At 40.8% G+C, this 20,259-nt stretch carries 17 protein-coding genes; 7 read left to right on the top strand and 10 right to left on the bottom strand.

What is annotated here, in order from left to right; translation table 11 throughout:
* Nucleotides 1–59: 59 nt before the first annotated feature.
* From M1D52_RS16940 to M1D52_RS16920, 5 genes are all read right to left on the bottom strand, one after another.
* The gene (locus M1D52_RS16940) at nt 60–1,292 is read right to left on the bottom strand and encodes an efflux RND transporter periplasmic adaptor subunit (RefSeq protein ID WP_013666071.1); all 1,233 of its coding nucleotides are present in this window, start codon (nt 1,290–1,292) and stop codon (nt 60–62) included.
* Nucleotides 1,270–2,502, bottom strand: a complete 1,233-nt coding sequence (locus tag M1D52_RS16935) for a TolC family protein (RefSeq protein ID WP_437393098.1) — start codon at nt 2,500–2,502, stop codon at nt 1,270–1,272. Before M1D52_RS16935 ends, M1D52_RS16940 begins: the two co-directional genes overlap by 23 nt.
* Nucleotides 2,503–2,539: 37 nt before the next feature.
* Nucleotides 2,540–4,474: an efflux RND transporter permease subunit gene (locus M1D52_RS16930; RefSeq protein ID WP_437393097.1), complete on the bottom strand. Its 1,935-nt coding sequence runs from the start codon at nt 4,472–4,474 to the stop codon at nt 2,540–2,542.
* A gap of 4 nt (nt 4,475–4,478) precedes the next feature.
* Nucleotides 4,479–5,759: an efflux RND transporter permease subunit gene (locus M1D52_RS16925; protein WP_289552696.1), complete on the bottom strand. Its 1,281-nt coding sequence runs from the start codon at nt 5,757–5,759 to the stop codon at nt 4,479–4,481.
* Between the two features lie 90 nt (nt 5,760–5,849).
* Nucleotides 5,850–6,254 (bottom strand): HYC_CC_PP family protein, encoded by a 405-nt coding sequence (locus tag M1D52_RS16920; RefSeq protein ID WP_013666075.1) that lies wholly within the window; start codon nt 6,252–6,254, stop codon nt 5,850–5,852.
* Between the two features lie 217 nt (nt 6,255–6,471).
* Between M1D52_RS16920 and M1D52_RS16915 the strand changes: the two genes are divergently transcribed.
* Entirely contained in the window at nt 6,472–8,346 is a 1,875-nt protein-coding gene (locus tag M1D52_RS16915; RefSeq protein WP_437393096.1) for a CocE/NonD family hydrolase, read from the top strand.
* Between the two features lie 60 nt (nt 8,347–8,406).
* Here the strand turns inward: M1D52_RS16915 and M1D52_RS16910 are convergent, their stop codons facing one another.
* From M1D52_RS16910 to M1D52_RS16900, 3 genes are read right to left on the bottom strand one after another with little or no spacing between them, the layout of a single operon-like run.
* Nucleotides 8,407–9,468, bottom strand: coding sequence for a hypothetical protein (locus M1D52_RS16910; protein ID WP_013666077.1), 1,062 nt, complete (start codon nt 9,466–9,468; stop codon nt 8,407–8,409).
* 9 nt (nt 9,469–9,477) lie between these two features.
* On the bottom strand, nt 9,478–11,265 hold the full coding sequence (locus tag M1D52_RS16905; protein WP_437393095.1) for an HSP90 family protein: 1,788 nt from the start codon (nt 11,263–11,265) through the stop codon (nt 9,478–9,480).
* 6 nt (nt 11,266–11,271) lie between these two features.
* Complete coding sequence (locus tag M1D52_RS16900) at nt 11,272–13,752, bottom strand: SEL1-like repeat protein (protein WP_437393094.1); 2,481 nt, start codon at nt 13,750–13,752, stop codon at nt 11,272–11,274.
* Nucleotides 13,753–14,126: 374 nt separating this feature from the next.
* On the opposite strand from M1D52_RS16900, the gene M1D52_RS16895 reads away from it, so the two are divergent.
* The 3 genes from M1D52_RS16895 to M1D52_RS16885 all read left to right on the top strand — a co-directional run bounded on the left by M1D52_RS16895 (nt 14,127) and on the right by M1D52_RS16885 (nt 15,706).
* Nucleotides 14,127–14,672 (top strand): RNA polymerase sigma factor, encoded by a 546-nt coding sequence (locus M1D52_RS16895; RefSeq protein ID WP_013666080.1) that lies wholly within the window; start codon nt 14,127–14,129, stop codon nt 14,670–14,672.
* Nucleotides 14,653–14,919 (top strand): hypothetical protein, encoded by a 267-nt coding sequence (locus M1D52_RS16890; protein ID WP_013666081.1) that lies wholly within the window; start codon nt 14,653–14,655, stop codon nt 14,917–14,919. Before M1D52_RS16895 ends, M1D52_RS16890 begins: the two co-directional genes overlap by 20 nt.
* A gap of 109 nt (nt 14,920–15,028) precedes the next feature.
* Complete coding sequence (locus M1D52_RS16885) at nt 15,029–15,706, top strand: ATP-dependent Clp protease proteolytic subunit (RefSeq protein WP_013666082.1); 678 nt, start codon at nt 15,029–15,031, stop codon at nt 15,704–15,706.
* A 122-nt stretch (nt 15,707–15,828) separates the two neighbouring features.
* Here M1D52_RS16885 and M1D52_RS16880 read toward each other — a convergent pair whose 3' ends face one another.
* Complete coding sequence (locus tag M1D52_RS16880; protein WP_013666083.1) at nt 15,829–16,317, bottom strand: YMGG-like glycine zipper-containing protein; 489 nt, start codon at nt 16,315–16,317, stop codon at nt 15,829–15,831.
* Nucleotides 16,318–16,545: 228 nt separating this feature from the next.
* Here M1D52_RS16880 and M1D52_RS16875 point away from each other — a divergent pair, with 228 nt between their 5' ends.
* Nucleotides 16,546–16,830 (top strand): hypothetical protein, encoded by a 285-nt coding sequence (locus tag M1D52_RS16875; RefSeq protein WP_013666084.1) that lies wholly within the window; start codon nt 16,546–16,548, stop codon nt 16,828–16,830.
* A gap of 9 nt (nt 16,831–16,839) precedes the next feature.
* Here the strand turns inward: M1D52_RS16875 and M1D52_RS16870 are convergent, their stop codons facing one another.
* Complete coding sequence (locus tag M1D52_RS16870) at nt 16,840–17,562, bottom strand: class I SAM-dependent methyltransferase (RefSeq protein ID WP_149105535.1); 723 nt, start codon at nt 17,560–17,562, stop codon at nt 16,840–16,842.
* 88 nt (nt 17,563–17,650) lie between these two features.
* Between M1D52_RS16870 and M1D52_RS16865 the strand changes: the two genes are divergently transcribed.
* A complete protein-coding gene (locus tag M1D52_RS16865) occupies nt 17,651–18,523 on the top strand; it encodes a LysR family transcriptional regulator (protein ID WP_013666086.1) in 873 nt (290 codons plus the stop codon).
* A 272-nt stretch (nt 18,524–18,795) separates the two neighbouring features.
* Nucleotides 18,796–20,214, top strand: a complete 1,419-nt coding sequence (locus M1D52_RS16860) for a glycoside hydrolase family 125 protein (RefSeq protein ID WP_013666087.1) — start codon at nt 18,796–18,798, stop codon at nt 20,212–20,214.
* Nucleotides 20,215–20,259: the final 45 nt, after the last annotated feature.

Genomic DNA, 20,259 nt, shown 5'->3' with positions numbered 1-20,259 from the left:
AGTCCTTGTTAATGGCCGCATAGATATCCATGAATACTACTCCTTTCGTCTTACTGTATTTATTCACCCTTGGATAACTCATTGCCAGGTGTTTTATTTGCTATAATAAAATCTTCGCTGTCTACTAAATAAGCACCGTGTTTGGCAATTTGCCAAGACGCGATATGCGTGAGTATCTGCACCTTTTCCTCCGTACGAACTCCCACTTCTACCGGGACAGGAAGGAATGTGTTTGCTTCTTGTTTAAAAATAATACTTTTGTTTCCCAAGGATACTACGGCCGTTTTAGGCAGCCAATAACCATGGTTTTCCGTAACGGCAATGGTTCCCGTCAGAAGTTGACCTACTGGGAATTTGCTGTTTTTTAAGTATATTCTTGCCACAGTAAAATTTTCGCCATTATTGAAAGTTGGCTGGATAAGACCAATAGTCGCTTGATATAATAGATCAGGGTTGTCTATACTTTTGAATAATATTTTTTTGCCTTTATTAACTTTGAGCGCCCAAAAAGGCGGAATAGCAAATTCAGCTAGCAGTTCATTGTTTTTATAAATGGTAAAAATAGCTTGTCCGGCGGTGACATATTGCCCTTCGCGCATCAGTAAGGAATTCGATGCCTGCTGCTGACCTGTATTGGTAGGAGCGCTGGGAGTAGGAGTGGATCCCATATTGGCCATGGCGCTTTCCTCCTTCGTTACAGAAGTCAGACTGCCCGCATTCGTAATGGGCACCGTTCCATTTTTTTCGACAATATAACCGCTGGCAGGACTGTAAATCGGCACGCGATAGGCTACCTGTTTGCTTTTAATGAGCTGCTGTATCTGCCCAAAAGTCATTCCTAGATATTGAAGCTTTTGAATAGCAGAAGATTGTAGTTTCTGCTCTTCCGATTTCTGCAATAACAAAAGCTCCCGTTGCGCGGCTACCAGTTCAGGAGAATATATTTCAAAGAGTAGCTGCCCTTTTTTAACTGGCTGAAAGTTATATTTCACATATATATGTTCCAGCCGACCAGCTACCCGGCTGCTGACAGCAGTATTATTTTTGCTATCATAGTTCACCCGCCCTGTTATGTGTACCGGGAAAACTTTCATGCCCGCTTCTGCTTCCACGGTTGCTGCATGGGTCACTATTGCTTGATTAGTAGGCCTTGTCAGCTCACGGATACCCGAGTCTATTTGTGAATGGCCATGCGAAGCTGCGTGACCTGTTTCTCTTTGTGCTGACGAACAACCTAAAGTAAGCAGAAACAGGCCCAAACTGTATAAGTTAATTAAAGAGTTCCTTTTCATAGTTTGCAATCATTAAATACAGCTTTAGTTGCTCATCTAACAGGGTGTTTTTCATCATGTTCAGTGCTTCCCAGTCTGCCAGTACTACCGGAAGATCTTGTTTGTTTTCGCGATAGGACTGAAAGTTAGCTTCCATGGATCGTTCAAGTGCCGGGATTATCTTTTTCGCAATTCGATCAATTCGTTCCTTCATTGTTTTGATCTCTGCCTGCATGCCATATAACATCCCTTGGCTCTCCAACAACATGCTTTTTCGCTCTGCTTGCATCGCGTCAAGTTCAAATTGCATAGCCTTCGTTTCGTTCTTATACATTTTACTGCTCCAAGGTGCAATCGGTATGCTTATCATTCCCATTACACTATATGCGTTGGGCATCATTTTTCCTAAAGGGCTCATGTGATCAAAACGGATTTTGAAATCAGGTTTTCTTTCTTGTTTCATCGCATCAATCCCATACCGCATGGTTTGCATATCGGCATTCATCTTTTGTATGTCCTGTCGACGTGTCGCTAGTAGTAAGGTGTCGAGGAGTGCTACAGGCTCAAAAGTGGGAGTCGAGTTGGTATCAATTTTGAATTTGATATCTCCTGGAACGTTCATCAAGCTATTAAGCCAAGCCCTAGAACGTGCAATTTCTGCTTCTTGCATGCGCAACATATTCCGGTTCTCTTCCAGTTGCGCATCCGTTTTAAATACATTGCCCAATTGCGATTGGTTATATTCATAGCGTATCGCTTCCAGTTGTTTCATGCTTTGAATGATCTTCTCGTTATCGTTGAGCAACTGTATGCGTTTTTCGGCAATTAGCCACGTATAGTAGAGGCTTTTTGCTTGCGCTCTCAAATCGTTGAGATTGACTGCCCGTTTGGCTGTCTCTGAAGCGCCTTGTGAGGCAATATATCTACTATTTGCCTTTTGCTTGCTTGGATTAGGGATCTCCTGTTCAATGTTAAACATAATCGAACCTTTGTCACTATCTTCCATGATTTGCTGCCCGGGATAAGGTGTCATAAAGGTTCCTGCGCCTACCATAGGTGCCATCCATCCAGTTGATGCCTTGGCACGATAGGAAAAGCCCTTACTTCTTAAGTCGTAAGCTCTCAGTTTGATGTTCTGTTGCTCGATACGTGTTAAAATAGTGTCTAAAGACAATATTTCAGCTTGTGCCGTTTGCCCACGAGTTTTATTAATGAGAAAGCAAATTATCATACTTAACAGTATGACTCGCTTTTGGTATGTCGATATTTTAATGCTTCGCATCATAAATTTCCAATTTTCCATATTTGCGTAACTCGTATTCTTTGGTCATTAAAAATATGAGTGGTGTAACCAATAAAATATGTGTCGAAGAGGTAAGTACGCCGCCAATCATTGGTAGTACAATCGGTCGCATGACGTCCGTGCCCACCCCTGTTGCCCACAACACGGGTAAAAGTCCGAAAAGCGAAACGCATACTGTCATGATTTTCGGACGAAGTCGTTTTGCTGCACCCTGTATGACATATGTTCTTAAGTCCTTGTTTGTGATAGTATCACGGCTATTGCCTTTTTCTTTTACCAATTGTTGCATAGCATCATTGAGATAAATGACCATCACAATTCCCGTTTCTACAGCAATACCAAATAAAGCAATAAACCCCACAGCTACGGCCACAGAAAGATGAACTCCCCAGAAATAAATCATATAGGCGCCACCTATGAGGGCAAAAGGTATAGTTATTAGACTTAGAAAAGCCTCTCTTAAAGAGTGAAAAGCGAAATACAGAGCGAAAAAGATAATAATGAGTACAATTGGTGCAATCCATAATAATGTTTGCTGTCCGCGTATCAAATTCTCGTATTGTCCGCTCCATTCCAAAAAGTATCCCGTTGGCAGAATACCTCCGGAAGCATTTAGTTTTTCAACAGCTTCTTTAACCGTGCTTCCTAAGTCGCGGTCGCGTACATTAAACATAACGGCTCCACGAAGTAAAGCATTATCAGAAGTAATCATCGGAGGGCCATTTTCGAAACGAAGATTGGCTACCGAACCTAACGGTACGTTGCCGAAAGAACTACTTTGCAAAGGCACTCTATTAAGTTGGGCTAAACTATTTCGATAATCTTGCGCCAATCGAATATTGATACTGAACCGCCTTCTCCCTTCGATGGTTTGGCCAATAGTTGCCCCCCCGATCACACTTTCTACCGTTTGATTTACATCGTCAACAGTGAGTCCGTAACGAGCTAAGGCATCACGTTTGATGTCAATGGTGAGGTATTTGCCGCCCGTTACCGGTTCCACATATAGATCCTGAATGCCCGAAGTGCCTTCCAGTACGGCTTTAACTCGCTCGGAAACCGCTGCAATGGTGTCTAGGTTTTGTCCGAAAACTTTGATGCCGACATCTGTGCGGATCCCGGTGGACAGCATATTGATGCGGTTGATGATAGGTTGAGTCCAACCATTTACTACGCCGGGAATCTGCAATTTCTTGTCCAGTTCCTGAATTAGTCGATCTTTTGTCATCCCTTCGCGCCATTGGTCCTTTGGCTTTAGCATGATAATCGTTTCAATCATACTTATAGGTGCATTGTCCGTTGCTGTATTAGCCCTCCCTGCCTTACCGAGTACTTTGTCAACTTCGGGGATGTTTTTTATTATTTTATCTTGCACCTGGAGGAGACGTTTTGCTTCGCTGTTGCTGACATCGGGAAGTGTAACTGGCATGAAAAGAATACTCTGCTCGTCGAGCGGGGGCATAAACTCGGTACCTAATTTCTTCAAAAGAGGAATGGTAATTAGCAATGCTATCATATTAATGGCCAAGGTGGTCTTACGCCAAGTGAGTACTTTTTCTATGATCGGCTCGTATATTTTCTCCAGAAACCGGTTGACAGGGTTTGCCTGGTCGGGTTTGAACTTTCCCTTCATAAAGAAGGAAATCAAAACCGGCGCTAACGTGATAACCAATAAAGCATCTACCAACATGATGAAGGTTTTGGTGAAAGCTAAAGGATGGAAGAGTTTGCCTTCTTGCCCCGTAAGCATAAAGACGGGCAGGAATGAGGTAATGATGATGATAGTTGCAAAGAACACACCTCGACTGACTTGCTTGCTGCTTTTAGCGATAATTTCAATGCGTTTCTGCTCCGATATCCATAGCGGCGTACGTTTAAATAAATTTTTTATCCAGCTCATGTTATTATCTTTTCTTGTTTTTCGTAGCGTATTCCTCTGCGAGGTGTTTGTAAGCATTTTCACTCATAATGATCCCATTGTCGACTATGACACCGATGGCTAAGGCAATGCCTGTCAAAGACATGATGTTAGAGGAGATATCGAAAGCATTCAACAGGATAAAGCTGATAGCTATAGTAATGGGGATTTGAATGATAATACTCAACGCACTTCGCCAATGAAATAAAAAGAGTATGACAACCAGTGAAACAACCGCCATTTCTTCAATAAGTGTATGCTTGATTGAATCTACCGATTCCTGAATTAATTCACCACGATCATATATAATATCAAATTTTACACCCTCGGGTAACCCCTTAGCTACCTCTTTCATTTTTTCTTTTACACGTTCGGTCACAACAGCCGCGTTTTCACCATAGCGCATCACTACAATACCACCTACGCGCTCACCCTCTCCATCTTGATCAAATATGCCCAAACGCGCTTCGCCGGTCATTTGTACGACACCGACGTCTGATAAGTAAATGGCGTTACCTTGCTGGTTACCTATAGGTATACGTTCAATATCTTTTACAGACTGAAGGTATCCGTTGGTCTTGATTATATAACCGACGTCACTCATTTCAAATTTTCGTCCCCCGCTTTCGTTATTATTTGCCCTGATCGCATTAATCACTTGAGCAGCAGAGAGCTTATAATACAGAAGCTTATTAGGGTCGATTGTTACTTGATACTGCTTTTGAAATCCTCCGAAAGATGCAATTTCACTTACACCGGGAACATTCTGCAAGGCAAATTTTACATACCAATCCTGAATTGCACGTTGTTCCCCTAAGTCGATATTGGGGGCCTCTAAGGTGTACCAAAGCACATGTCCCACCCCCGTACCATCTGGGCCTAAACCGGGCGTAACACCGTCAGGAAGGGTATTGCCTACTGTGCTGAGCCGCTCCAGTACTCGCTCGCGTGCCCAATATATATCCACGTCGTCTTCAAAAATGACATAGATAAAACTCATGCCGAACATCGAACTTCCTCGAACGTATTTGATTTGTGGTAAGCCTTGAAGGTTAGTCACTAACGGATAGGTAATTTGATCCTCGATCAATTGAGGTGAGCGCCCCATCCATTCGGTGAACACTATTACTTGATTTTCAGACAAATCAGGGATGGCATCGATGGGGTTCTTCTTTACGGCAAAAACACCCCAAACAAATAGACCCAAGCTTAGAATTAATACAATAAAACGGTTGCGTAACGACCAGTCGATAATGCGATGGACCATGGCAATATAGTTATGAATTATAAATGATGAGTTATAAGGGAAAAATAGCCGTTTGCAGAACTAATGCCAACAGCTTATCGAATGGAAGGTTTAAATTAGGTATGTGCAATTCAGCCTATACAGCCTAGTATAAGCCTTATTGGGTGGGGCATGGCTAACGGGATGTCCTGTGATTACATTAATCACAGGTTTGTGCATCGAAACGTCATAAGCAGGCGCTGGTACAATCGCTTGAAAAAGTTTAAATTGTTTATAAACAACTTGAGAAGCTTGGTGTTTTTTCTCGAGTTTAACCTGCTTGTGTTCTTCTTTGCAGCAGTTTTTCTCGGAAGCTTGTTTGCTTTTATTCATGCCGCAAACACCGCATTTGCTCATATCCTTTTTCCATAAAGAAGTTTCCACATAACGATCCATGCAATAATGGCTGTATGTGCTGAAACCTGTGGCAATGCCGAGGTACACAAAGGTTAATATGAAAGCAAATAACTTTTTCACTTCTGCAAAGCTAAGAAAAAAAATATTGGATGTTTTATATTACGAAAGAATGGATTTATATAATTTTTTAAAACGCTTGGATACGAAGGCTGGAAACAGCGTACTTAAAATGATCTATTGCTTAGGCAACCAATTCTTGTAAAAGAGTAATTGTGTGCTTTTTTGCTTTGTTTAAAGTATATTGCTGTCTATATTTACCTTTTTAAAAGCTTTTCGTATGATAAAATTAGGACTCCCTTTCTTTTTTATTGTTTTTTTTCTGTTCAATAGCGTTTTTGCGCAGCAGCATGAGGACTCGCTTTATATTCGGGCGCATTATACTAAAATTGAGCGTTATATTCCTATGAGAGATGGCGTGAAGCTGTTCACATCAATCTATATTCCAAAAGACACAACCAAAAAGTACCCTTTTTTGATTAATCGTACACCCTATACAGTTGCGCCTTATGGGGAAGATAATTACAAAAATACCTTAGGGCCAGATCCCTTGTTTATTAAAGAGGGTTTTATATTTGTTTATCAAGATGTAAGGGGAAAATGGATGAGCGAAGGCGTTTATGAGGATATCCGACCGCATATCAAAGAAAAGAAACAAAAGCATCAAATAGATGAAAGCAGTGATACCTTTGATACGATCGACTGGCTATTGAAGAATATTGACCATAACAATGGGAAAGCCGGCCTCTATGGAATTTCTTATCCAGGTTTTTATTCAACTGCGGCCTTACCTGGTGCACATCCGGCATTGAAGGCCGTTTCTCCACAAGCACCGGTAACCGATTGGTTTAGGGGAGACGATTTTCATCATAACGGTGCGTTGTTTTTGGCAGATGCCTTTAATTTCTACAGTAGTTTTGGTGTTCCAAGACCAAAACCGGTTACACCGGCGAATGCTCCACAGCGAGTTAAATTTAATATGAATGATAACTACGGTTTTTTTATGCAAATAGGTGCTCTGAAACATGTTAAAGAGCGTTATTTTGGAGATAGCATTCGATTCTGGAATGATCTTATGGAACATGGAACGCTGGATACATTTTGGCAAGCACGCGAGATTGTTAACCACTTAGACAATATCAAGCCAGCGGTTATGGTTGTAGGCGGTTTTTTTGATGCGGAGGATACATATGGTGCCCTTCATACCTATAAAGCGATCGAAAAACGCAGTCCGAAGGCAAATAACCGGCTCGTCATGGGGCCTTGGTTTCATGGAGGTTGGGTGCGGTCCAAAGGTGACTTTTTCGGCGATATCCATTTTGGACAGGAAACTAGTACTTGGTACCAAAAGAATTTGGAATTACCCTTTTTTACTTATTATTTGAAGGGAGTAGGTTCGTTTGATGTAGCAGAAGCAACTGTTTTTGTGACAGGAACTAATAAATGGAAACATTTTAATACTTGGCCTCCGAAAGAAAGTACCAATAGAGAACTTTATCTGCAATCTAATGGTAAATTAAGTTTCCATAAACCAACAGAGCAGCATAGTTTTGACGAGTATGTAAGTGATCCAAATGCTCCGGTTCCTTATCAGGACGGAGTTAACCAATCAAGGAGTAGAGAATACATGATCGACGACCAGCGTTTTGCTTCCAAAAGGCCTGATGTCATGGTTTATCAAAGCGATATTTTGACCGAAGACATCACGTTGGTAGGCCCTTTAATGGCGAAATTAAAAGTCTCTACCTCCGGAACCGATGCAGATTACGTGGTGAAATTAATCGATGTTTATCCGGATGATACGCCAAATCCGGAACCTAATCCGAAAGGAACCTTACTAGGTGGTTATCAAATGCTAGTTAGGGGCGAAGTTCTAAGAGGAAAATTCCGTAATAGTTTTGAGAAGCCCGAACCTTTTATACCGGGAGCGGTTACGGCGGTCAACTATACGCTGCCTGATGTGGCACATACATTTAAAAAAGGGCATCGTATCATGATCCAAATCCAAAACTCGTGGTTTCCTTTGGTCGATCGTAATCCGCAGAAATTTATAGATATTTATAAAGAGGCAGAGAACAAGGATTTTCAGAAAGCCACTCATCGGATTTATCATGACGAAAAGCATCCTTCCAGTATTACAGTCGGTGTATTATAAGAAAAAGAGGGTCTCCTACCATTTGCTTGAAACAAATATAGGAGACACCTACTTCAGTTTTTATTCTGTAAGCTGTTTTGCGAAATTCTTATTTCTGTTTCGGCTATCAAATTGCTCTGCTAAATCGCTAGCCTGTTGATAGTAATACTGAAGCAAGTCGTTCACTAAATAATGTTGTTTTTCGTTGTATAGAGGATGCTCAACAGGAAGCTCGATGGGAGCGGTTTGGTCGGAGGAGAGTTGTTTTAAGCCTTCTGTCATATACTTTGCAAAAAAGAAAGTACGGTTTCTGTCGCTTTCTAAACTCCATGGTAGATATTTTTCTACATATTGCCATGCCAGCGATTCATCTACATGGAACAGGTAGGTAATAAGTTGGCCGGTAGGTCGTACTAAACTGGTATCGCTGATTGATACTAAAGATTCTTCCGCCAATTTAAATTGTTCCAAGGCAATCTCTTTTGCACCGTATTTTATGCCGTAATAAGCCAAACTGCAATGGGTGACAAGTGGCACATGTGCGCAGGAATACTGCTTTGCCAATAGAGGTTGCGCCTTATCGTAAGCTGCCCTAAAATCGCCTGCATTTAACAGTGCTAACACTTCGGTATCCATTTCACAGGCTTGACAATCACTTAAGTTATCCCGCGGGACGCTATTTACTAAATCGAGGTAGTAACGTGTTCGCTCTACATCCTTCTGGTCTAAAGCTTCGTGCAATTGTTTAGTATAATATGCTCTCAACCCGTAACCTTCTGCTTCTATACGTCTTTTGAAATCAGCAAGTATTTGCTCTGTTTGTTCGAGACTGACGTCGGGGTTAGAATACACTTCGTCAATAATCCATTTATATTTCCAAAGGAGTTCTTCTGCATCGAATAAATCCGGATTATGATCATAAGCATCTAACAGCCATGTAAAAGTGGGAATAAAGTGTTGCCGATCAGCTAGTCCCCATTCTGCATCTAACAAGTCGATTCTCAGTTCGAAAGCCCATTCCACGTCGTCGTTTTGATCGGCTAAACGGATTGCCTGTAAATAATGTTTAATCCGATCTTTGGAATGTGGAGGGAGTTCCTCCGCTAAATTTAGTAACTTTTGTATCTGTAACGTGTAACGCATTTCTGTCAATTAAATGTTTATAAAATTATCAATCCCCATAATCAGCATATTATGAAGTCCTTCATTGAAAAGATTCATTTCTTTATCACTTACCGGATATTTGCCTAAAAGAAGTGATTGGACATATAAAATATGAACAATCGAATTAACTACATACGAATCTCTAATCGGAAACACAGCCTGAATCAAGCTATTGTCGGCATTGAAACATAATTGTGGTTTTGTTTCATTCGTCCGTGTAAATGCTCCTAATGTGGCTGCCAGGGGATTGTTTGCAGATGCTTTGATATGGCTGCTTTTTCCTGTATGGTTCACATTCGAGGCGATGTAGATTGCCGGAATATCGGTTGGTTGAAAACGTTTAACGGTGACTTCACAATTTAGAGTCTCTAGAATTTTCCGCGCTTTTTCGGTGAAGTCCATATAGGCGTTTGCTGACACCTCGTCCAAATCCCGGAAACTCTTCAACAAATGAACAGGAGAGATCTCTTCAATGGACAAAGCGCTGTCCAATCGTTGCATTTTTTTTAATAATTCTTCTTCAAATGTATAAGCCGCGTTGAGGACCATCAATCCCTGCGACTCGGCAATTCGTCTTAATTGCTTAAAATCGTCAATATTGGCCGTGTAGTAAATGTTTTTCTGGTAGGTTCTAATGCTTTTAAAACTTCTTATCCCTTTGCTGGTTTCAAAAGGTAAATCATCCATGAATGCCTTCAGTAAATCGACGTCTTCTGCCGCAATCGCTTTTAAGTGAAGGTAATGCGTGCTGATCAGCTTATGATAGATAGCAGGATCAACCACCCCGATCGTTTTTAGATAGGATTTAATACCTCCTGCAATTTCCTTCTGTGTCGCCTTCAGTTCGCCGTTCACCATAAGAGACTCTCGTGATGCAGTGGCACTTAATCCATCGGTATTAATAATACAGCGGATGAAGAATGCCCATTTCGGAAGCAGTCTACAGTCATCCTCGCTCAAAAACATACGTTTTAGGTATAATTTGTGTTGCTGCTTACCGCTGAATTGTGTTTTGTATGGCAGCACGTAAGCGACGGCCTTTAATTTTCCACTTGGAGCATCTATGCGAAAGGCATCGATAAAATTAGTATGAAAAGTGCTTTTACCCAACTCAAGTAGCTCGTCTTTCGTGTAATCATCGTTTAACCACTTTCCTGTATGCTCATTAATTAAAATAGCCTCATGGCCATTCCTAAGTGTAATCGGTATGGGGAGTAGATCTCCATAAAAACGAAGATTCTTTTCAAAGGCCGAAGTTGTAAATAGATGTGCCCATTCTTTTTTTGCCTGTAGAATGATACGCGTACCAATCGGTCGTTCTTCTGTAATCCTTTCCAATTGATAGGTTCCATCGGCTTTGCCTGTCCATCGAAGCACTTTGTCTGCCAAGGCTGACCGCGTCTCTAATATAATTTCGTTACTGACAACAAAGCAGGACAACAGACCTATACCGAACTTACCGATAAAATCATTCGCTTCAAATGCTTCTCGCTTGGAGCTTTCACCGATAACTGCAATGAATTTATGGATTTCATCCTCTTTCAGACCAATGCCATTATCTTCAAATATTGCTTCATTGCGCTTTTCGTTCAGGTGAACCTGTATACTGCCAATATGTTGTTCGTCCAAAGTTTTGATCGCCGTAATGGCGTCTACACCATTCTGTAAAAGTTCGCGAACAAAGGTATTAGGGTTGCTATATAGGTGTTCAGACAATAGGGAAATCATTCCCTTCAAATTCACTTGGAATAAATATGATTGTTGTTTATCCTTCATTTGACATCATCTTCTATTACCACCCACAATTTTGATGGCGCGTTCATGTCCCTTTTCTGCTGCTTGCTCAAACCAATACATCGCATTATCTTCATTTTCTTCTAGGCCGTCACCCATCAAGTAGCAATTACCTAATTCATATTGTGCAGCAGCATACTGCTGCTCTGCTGCTTTTTGTAACCATTCAATACCTTCTTCCTTATTCATGGCTACACCTTTCCCTTTCAGCAAAAGCTTTCCTAATAGATATTGAGAAGGAACATTACCCTGTTGTGCCGCATTAAAAAACCATTTGTATGCTTCTTCCGGTTGTTCACTTACTCCATTACCATTTAAGTAACAATTTCCCAATCGGTACATGGCACCAATGACGTTCTTGTTCGCTGCCATCTCGTAATACTTGAAAGCTTCGCTCATACTATAATCGATGCCTATACCGTACTCATAACAAACGCCTAATCCTTCTGCTATTACATCCTGTTCGGAAGCTTTTTCATAGAATGCAAAAGCTCTATCCGCTTCATTTAGATTATCATAATCCCATAAATAATAATCTCCGAGTTCTACATAGGCATATGGATAACCCGCATCTGCCGCTTTGTTAAGCCACATAATTGCTTGTTCAGAATTGATAGGAACCTGTTCGCCCAAGCTGCCATGCATATAATATACCCCCACTTTATATTGCGCGAAAGCGTAGCCTTGTTCGGCAGCTTTTATCATAAGGTTTAAGACCTTCTCAGCATCGAAATTTACACCATATTCATATTCGTAACAAAGCGCTAATTCTACCAACCCACGGGGATAACCGGCATCGGCTGCCTGTTGATAATAATACAGTGCTTGATCGGGGTTTTCTTCTACGCCGAGACCATAACGATAGCAGCGACCGGTTTCATAAATGCAATTGACTTCCTGAAGCTCAGCCCCCTTTTGAAACCAATAGAAGGCTTGTTCGGGAGCTTTTTCTCCATCATTATAGCCATTTTGTAGATATTGGCCGTAACAGTACATCGCGTAAGCACTATTCCCTTCGGCTGCTTTGCCAAATAGTTCAAAAGCTTTTTTATAATCTTGAGCTAAGGTACCATCTTCATACATGAACGCCAATTCTGTTATTGAAAAGGGGATGTTTTGCTCGACTCCCTTTTCAAAGTAAGCCTTTGCTTTTTCTATATTTATTTCTCCGGCTATACCATAACGATAGATGCGTCCCGCGTTACTATAACCGTATGGATGGTCTTTTTCGACGGCCTTTTCATACATATCTAAAGCTGTTATAGCGTCTTTTTCACCGTCCGGGCCGGCACCGATTTCATAAAGATAGCCTAATCGTACGTAAGCATAAGGAGCATCTTTTTCTTTAGCAGCTTTTTGAAAAAGCTCAAAGGCCGTTTTTTCATCCCGCTCAATTATTCGACCTTCTGTATAGATCTCTGCTTTCTCAATAAGTGCATCTAGCGACCCTCCTTCTATGGCTTCTTCTAGCAGACGAAAGCCAATAGCCTTCTCTTCCCAACCTTCAACATAAAGCCTGATAAGAGCTAAACGGTAAGCAGCGTAAGCATTGTTGTACAAATATCCAAGAGAAAACCAACGAACGGTTTCAGTATAGGCTTCTTGGGTATAAATTTCCGGAAAGGTGTTGACGCCAAGATAATTCATCGCTTCTATAGAACCTAGGCTGGCAGCTTCTTTCCAGAGCTTCATGGATGCTTCTTTATGCGTATTGTCTAGCATGTGTTTTATAAAGGCGACTCTAGTTAATGAAAACGCAGAATAATCGCTCTTATATGATTGTTCAAAAACCGATAGCGCTTCTTCCGGCTTCCCAATCGCCTCTAAGTAACTACCTTCTAAAATCAATGCATTCTTTTTTATCTTTTTGTCACTGCTGCTTTTTAATTGCTCAATAACAGCAGGCAGAAATTCAAACTGCTTCTCGTTCAGTTGGATATAGGCTTGATAAAGTACACTCCAGTCACCACTATCTTCACGGAAGAGCTGACTGGCTCTTTCTTTGTCTTTTTCTGTATTGATTCCATAGTAATAAAAATAAGCTGCAACCGCTTTGGCCACGGGAGCATTTGTTTCAATAGCTAAGTTGAGATAATAATGGAATTTAGCATTGTTGCGATACATACGACGGGTCTCATTGTATTGGAAAGCAATTTGCGCATAAACCTCTGTATGATGGATAGCGAGTGCACTTAAAATCGCCAATATCTTATCCCAATAAAATGCGTAGTCCATCTCGTCTAACTCATATGAGGCTTTAAAGTCCAAACCTTCTGAAAAGAGCTCTTCATATAAGTCAACGACTTCCTGTTTTTGTTGGGGTAAATTATGGACAGCTATTTCCAAGGTGGCCAGTCCTTCAAACCAGGTTTTTTGATGGTGTAGTGACGAACGATCATAAACTTTTGGATTGAGCGAGTTTTGGCTGATGTTATTTAGAATAGTTGAATATTGCTGTTCTAATGTCATATTATGAATGAAATTAATTTAAATAGGTGTTGCGAATATGCTAATAATTAGCGTAAGGAAACTGGATTTATTGTTTATTTTGACTTAAAAAAAGCAAAAATCCCTGATTTCAGGGGTGCTATTAATTTGGGTCGTTATTGCTTATCATTAGTGTCAAAACACGGGTGTCCAGTATCAAAACAGTTGTCTAAGTAGCAACGTAATACTTCAAATCTATAACTTAAAACTTAATGCTAATAAATAGCCTAGATCTTGCTTGCAGAAACAGGGGCCCATTGACGCCGGTTGTTGATAACAAACAGTAGATTAAATTTTTTTAATTTAGAGGGTGATATATTGATTTTTTTATACACATCTCAATAAAAACGAAGAATATGGAAATATCAGAGGCGTGTGAAGAGCACGTAATTTTTTCAAAGGATTTGTTTACAACATTCTACCGTGAGACTTTTCCCTCGGTTGCTAAGTACATCAGTAAAAAAGGTGGAACATTGGAGCAGGCAAAAGATATATTTCAGGATGCGCTCGTAATATACTATGAGCAAATCGTATGTAATAGACACCTTATCAAAACTACCGCTCCAGCCTATATTTTCGGTGTTGTTAAACATCTTTGGAACCATCAATATAAGCTTGGACTTAACCATGAACCACTATCGGCTGATGTAGAAATGATGGATGAAGATACAAATAGACAAATGTCTGATGAACGTTTGCTGGCCTTGCTGACAAAAGTCGGAAACCGTTGTCTAAATTTGCTAAAAACTTTCTATTATGATAAAATCTCCATGGGAAAATTAGCCAAACAATTTGGCTTTAGCAGCGAACGTTCGGCAACTGTCCAGAAATTCAAATGTCTGGAAAAAGTTAGGGCTTTCATTAAAGAAAAATCGCTACACTATGAAGACTTCCTTGAATAATGTGTATTTACTCGATGCTTATTCACATAATGAGCTGGATACAGAAGCACGGTTGCTGTTGGACGCGCGACTAATAATAGATTCAGCGCTAAAAGATGATTTCTTTTGGCAAGAGAAAACGTATAAGCTTATAAAAAAATATGGGCAACAGGAATTGCGTAAACAACTAAAAACGGTAGAGCACGATTTTTTTCATAATCCTAAACATAAAACCTTAATTCAGCGGATTAAACGCTATTTCCAATAGGTTGATAGGGGTTGGCCGGATTGAAAAACAGGAGAGAAAGAATTAGCCCATATGGAGGACGTTCTGCCGATTGCTAATTACACAACTAAAGACTAATAACAGATAAAATATGGATTTTAGAAAATTTGCTGTATCCCACTACGGGATGAGTGGGAATACCTTTGACCAATATGAAAGGTGGTTTAACCGGAATGTCTATGCTTCCATGACACCGTATATAACGGAGGAACGGCAGCTGAATGTAGCACAGATGGATGTATTTTCCAGGTTAATGATTGACCGTATTATCTTTTTAGGTGAAGCCGTAGATGATCGAGTGGCTAACATTATTCAGGCCCAATTGCTTTTTCTGCAATCAACCGACCCTCATAAAGATATTCAGCTGTATATCAACTGCCCGGGAGGTTCTGTCTATGCGGGGCTAGGGATTTACGATACCATGCAGTATATAACTCCGGATGTCGCTACAATCTGTACAGGTATAGCCCTTTCGTTTGGCGCTGTTCTTTTATGTGCCGGAACTGATAAAAAGAGGGCGGCGTTGAAGCATGCTCGGGTAATGATTCACCAACCTTCGGGAGGTATGCAAGGAACGGCAGCTGATTTGGAAATTAATGCACGCGAAATACTCAAACTTCAAAAAGAGCTTTATCAAATTATTGCCGACCATAGTGGCCAGTCTTATGAATGGGTACATACCTCTTCAAATCGCGACTATTGGATGACGGCGGAAGAGGCCAAAGGATATGGAATGATTGATGAAGTGTTAGGAAAGGTGATGTCCTGATACAGAAGCTAATGTTTATGAGCAAGCTTGCCTGGCCATCGGAAGGAGTACGCAAATAAAAAATCCTGCTAGCGGTTAACCTAGCAGGATCTCAGTTTAATATATATGGTTTAATATATATTCTATTGAACTCGACCGCTTTGACGGTCTTTCTTTCGACCAATGGCATAACCACCGGCCCCGCCGATAGCAGCGCCAATTGCCGCGCCTCGTAGGCGTTTATCCTTATCTATTAGCGCTCCCATAACGGCTCCTGCTCCTGCGCCAATTGCAGTCCCTTTGGCGGCGTCACTCCACCCTTTCTTTTGGGTACTGGCTGCCACAGGAGCCGTATTTGATTCACTAGCTTCGTAATACTGGCTCCCCTGTTCCGGCTCGCTATAACTTGTATTCCTCGCTGCCTGGGTCTCCATCTCTTGTGCTTGCAATTTCTCTTGCTCTAGTTGTTCTTTTTCAGCGATTTCTGCTCTTCGAAAGCTGTCCAATGCCAAACTGTCTTTCACTTGTTTAAGAGCCGCCGCTTTCGCTAAGGCTTCTTCCTTCGCACTATTATTGTTACATGCTGTAAAGCCGATACTGGCCATTAAGCATAAAGCGATGATCTTATTCATAATACTTTATTTGTTCAGTGTTTCTTATAACATGAATAGCATAGAAAAAATTATGCCAAAACTTTATGTAAGCATAATAATTTACGCTAAATAACATTAAATCAATAGTATATCTTATTAGGATAATGAAGGTGTTTATACGGTTTGTATAGTTTAACAAGCAAATCTTGGGGTACTTGTTTTCCAATTTAATTTTATACCTTTACCCCTCACTAAACCCGAATTGTTTTGACACTGGAAGCTTTTAAAGATACATTGATTTTGGATTATCCACCAAAAGAGCTTTCTGTTCACCTTCAAGCATTATGGTACGATGCAAAAGGAGAATGGAACTTAGCTCATGGTTTAATTGACCATCTGAATGACGCCAACTCCGCCCACGTACATGCTTATCTCCATCGAAAAGAGGGAGACTTATGGAACGCTGCGTATTGGTACAATCGTGCGAAACAAGTAATGCCCCAAAAAAGCTTAGATGAGGAATGGGAAGATCTTTTTTATCGATTGAACTAACAGTTGACCCTACTTAATTGCACCATAGGCGGCAAAGCATAAGTTTTTGTGAAGAACCTCAACATGGCGAAATCCCACTTTTTTCAAGAGATCAAGTTGAAAATTGAGAGAACGGGGACTGTCTTCTTTTTCAATATAGTCGAGTACGTTATCCCTATAGTTTTCACCGCCCATATTAACCAAGTAATTACCAAAACGTTCATTGTATACAAGTTGTTGAATGGCGGTTGTTTCCTGAACAACAAGATCCGAAATCCACAAGCTACCACCTGGTTTCAATAGTTGATATAACTTTGTAAATACCTTTTCCCAATCTTTATCGTCACGTAAATGATGGAGTACAGCGGCAGCTATTATTGTACAATAATGGTTCTCTTCTAGTGCAACAGTGCGGACATCACCCTGAACGAGCGTTGTATTTCCTGTGTTAATTGCTGTAACACGCGCATATGCTCGGTCTAGCATCGGACGACTTAAATCCAACAAAGTGCAATCGAGAGGCGTCTTTTTAGATAAAAGCTTTAAGGTGTAGTTTCCGGCACCACAACCAATATCTAAAACTGTTTTTAAATTGGGAGAATGGGCGATTATGCTATCAACAATAAGCTCCATGCTAAAGGTAGCGTCAATGGTAGTGGCTTGACCAGTCTCTAAATTGGAAAAGCGTTCAACGTCTTGGTCGAAACGTGCTTTGATTTCTTGTACCGTGGATTTGCCTGAGAAGTTATTCATATAATGTTGTTTAGTAAGGCAAATCTATCAATCTGTTTTATGCTTTAAAAATACTATTTTTTATAATTATTGATACCTTTGAGGTATTATGGAGCTAAGGCATCTTGTATACTTTAAAACAGTCGCTGAACTTTTACATTTCAGTAAAGCAGCGGAACGTTTACACATTTCTCAACCACCGCTAACGAGGCAAATAAAAGAACTAGAGACAGAATTGGGTGTGCTACTGTTTCATCGAAATAATAAACGAGTTACTTTAACTGAAGCGGGACGTTACTTTTTAAATGAATGTGGAGAACTTATGCAGCGGCTTGAGCGAAGTAAGCAGCTGGTGAAACAAATACACGAATCGGTAAGCGGCGAGTTTCAGATCGGTTATATCAGTTCAACCCCATTAAGCGGCCTTGCTAAAATACTGCAACAATTACGAGTCGAATATCCATTGTTAAAAACGCGTCTATACGAACTTTCTACGGCAAAACAGATAAAGGCACTAGAAGAAGGGAAGCTGGACGTCGGAATTCTTCGTGCACCCATTGACTCCATTCATCTAGCGGTAAAATCATTGTGGCAAGATCCCTTTGTACTTGTATGTGCTGATGATCATTTTGGTACACAAACGGAAGATTTAGCAAAGATTGATTTCATCTCTTATAATAGTCGTTATGCTCCGCACTATCATCAACAGTTTGTAGCTTGTTGCCACCGGATGGGCTTCGAACCGCAAGTCGTTCATGAATGTAATAATATGCACTCCATGCTGAGACTGGTGGAGCATGGACTTGGTATCGCTTTAGTTCCTGCGTCCATTAGAGGTCAGTACCCTTTTCTTCATGTAAAGTTTATTGAGTTAAAAGGTATCGCTGTGTATACAGAAATTGTTATGGCTTATCATCGCCGAACGGAACACCCCGCGTTGGAGAGCTTTAAAGAGTGCAGTAAGTTTTTAGCGGTCACTTAGCTGTTCATGAAGTTGTTGGACGAGAAACGTGGTAACAGTAGCACTAACAAGTCATTGAATGACTCGGTGAATGTTAACGGTACGACTTTCCTGTCTTAACGAATCCCAGCGGCATGAGGGTTTGCTTTATAGCGGAATTTATAATATGTTTACGGCTGCTAAGCGATATAGAACAAAGGCAGAATCGGTTCGAAGCCGATTTACGGTTGAATAGAAGCGTAATATTCAGCAAATGTGTGGATCGAAATAATTTATAAATTCTATCATATACAATGGAAAGAAGAAGTTTTATCAAAAGTACCATGGCCCTTGGTGCTGGTTACTACTTAAGTAATAACCTTGCTTTTGCGCAGTCCGAGAATTTTCCGGAAGTAAGGGTGGCAGAAAATATGCGCAATTTTACCAGTGAAGCTGTTGAAAAGGTGATAAAAACTTTTCAGAATAAAGTGAAAAACAAGGAGCTTGCTTGGCTTTTCGGAAACTGTTTTCCTAACACCTTGGATACCACAGTGTTTTTTCAGTCGATCGACGGAATACCTGATACATACGTTATAACCGGGGATATCGACGCGATGTGGCTTAGGGATAGCAGTGCCCAAGTATGGCCATATTTAGCACTGGTGAAAGATGATAAGCCATTGGCTGATCTTATCGCCGGCGTGATCAACAGACAAAGTCACTACATTTTAAAAGATCCATACGCTAATGCGTTTTACGACGATCCCGAAAAAGTTGGCGAGTGGGCAAAGGATAAAACTGATATGAAGCCAGGGGTACATGAACGTAAGTGGGAAATCGATTCGCTTTGCTATCCCATTCGTTTAGCGTATCACTACTGGAAAGCTACAAAAGACACCAAACCGTTTAATGATACGTGGAAACAGGCTATACAGAATATTCTAAAAACCTTTAAAGAACAACAACGAAAAGATGGAACAAGTCCTTATCATTTTGAAAGGGTAACCGGCCGTGCTACAGACACCCTACCTATGGACGGCTATGGATATCCGGTAAATCCTGTTGGACTAATCTGTTCATCGTTTCGTCCGAGTGACGATGCAACTGTACTTTCCTTTTTAATCCCGTCTAATTTCTTCGCTGTGGTCTCTTTGCGTCAGGCGGCAGAGATGTTAAAGGCGATTCATAACGATAACATTTTAGCCAAAGAGCTGACAACGCTTGCACAGGAAGTAGAAGACGCTTTAGCTAAACATGCAACTACGAAGCATCCAAAATATGGCGAAATATTCGTGTTTGAAACAGATGGTTACGGAGGGCATTTATTAATGGATGATTCTAATATTCCGAGCCTTTTGTCCTTACCTTATTTGGGTGCGGTGAAAGCGGATGACCCACGTTATGTGAATACGCGTAAGTTTATTCTGTCTTCTGATAACCCTTTCTTTTATAAAGGAAGTGCAGGAGAAGGAGTGGGAGGACCACACATCGGTAAAGATATGATCTGGCCAATGAGTATTGTGATGCGTGCGTTGACGAGCTCTGATGACAAAGAGATTAAAGCCTGCATCCAAACACTACAAAAGTGCCATGGGGGAACTGGTTTCATGCACGAGTCATACCACAAAGATGACCCTAAAAAATTCACCCGCTCGTGGTTCGCTTGGACAAACACTTTGTTTGGCGAATTGTTATGGGAAACCTTTGAGCGTAAAAAAAGCTTGTTGAGCTAAGGTTCAACTCTCTTTTTTTGTTGTAACTAAAATGTTTTAGTTGTT

Source organism: Olivibacter sp. SA151, assembly GCF_054130995.1.
This window is presented reverse-complemented; position numbering and strand designations above follow the sequence as displayed.